The organism is Yinghuangia sp. YIM S09857, assembly GCF_051388915.1.
Taxonomy (GTDB): domain Bacteria; phylum Actinomycetota; class Actinomycetes; order Streptomycetales; family Streptomycetaceae; genus Yinghuangia.
This window is the reverse complement of record NZ_JBPKBH010000036.1, coordinates 26325-27228: the sequence shown is the minus strand read 5'-3', so window position 1 is coordinate 27228 and position 904 is coordinate 26325. Positions and strand designations below refer to the sequence as shown.

General features: G+C 72.5%; 1 protein-coding gene. It reads left to right on the top strand.

Going from position 1 to position 904, the window contains the following annotated elements; genetic code table 11:
* The first annotated feature begins 465 nt into the window (after positions 1 to 465).
* Positions 466 to 864 (top strand): DUF317 domain-containing protein, encoded by a 399-nt coding sequence (locus ACRX5S_RS40110; protein ID WP_436778235.1) that lies wholly within the window; start codon positions 466 to 468, stop codon positions 862 to 864.
* Positions 865 to 904: the final 40 nt, after the last annotated feature.

Below are 904 nucleotides of genomic sequence, written 5' to 3'. Positions count from 1 at the left end.
CCGACCCGCGTGGGCGGGCACGCCGCGCCCACGCGGCGGGATCCGGAATCGCCGCGCCCTTCATGTCGTTTCGGCCCCGCGAATCCTCCGTAACAGATGGATGCCGTGGACCGCCGCGGCGGCCGGCGGGGACAGGGCACCGCCACCGCACCGGTGTCCGGCGGCGCGGGCGCCGGGCCCGCCTGGGGCACCGGCACGGAGATGCCGTACCGGACGGGCGCCGGCGACCGAAGACGTCGCACACGGCCGCGGATTCCTCGGATTCGGTCGTGGAATACACGAAATTCCAGCATTGCCAAGTCCGATTTGCCCTAGGTGGAAACGGGATTTCGGAGTTAACGTCGTAATACTCCCGGGAAATACCGGGGAACGCCCGCCGCGGGAATTCCAAGCCGGGTGGGAAAGCGGAAAGTCTCCATGCCAACGCGGGCGCAACCGTGCCCGGGGACAGAAAAGGAATTCGTCATGGACATTACTCCCTCCGCGGTGCCGCAACCGGTGATCGGCCCCGACACGGAGGTCACCGTGCCGGTGTGGTTGGCCGGGGCGTGCGACACCGGCCCCGTGTTCGACGCCCTCCAGGCGTGGACCGTGCTGGACGGCACCGCCGGGCACACCGTCCTGGAGCACCCCGCCCGCGGCGTGCGGGTCGCGTTCCTGCCCGAACGGCCCAGCGGCTACGACCGGGACGCGGTGTGGGAGATCACCGCGTATGCCGACCCCGGCGACGAACACCACCTGTGGACCGCCGCGTTCGGCGAGAGCACCCCGCCCGAGGCCATCGCCGCGTTCATCGCCGCGGCCACCGACCCCGCCGGCGCCGTGCGGCACCCCGACGAACTGCCCCGCCACCCCCGCCGCTGACCGCGGCACCCCGAACGCCCCGGGCCGGGGCACCCCCCCC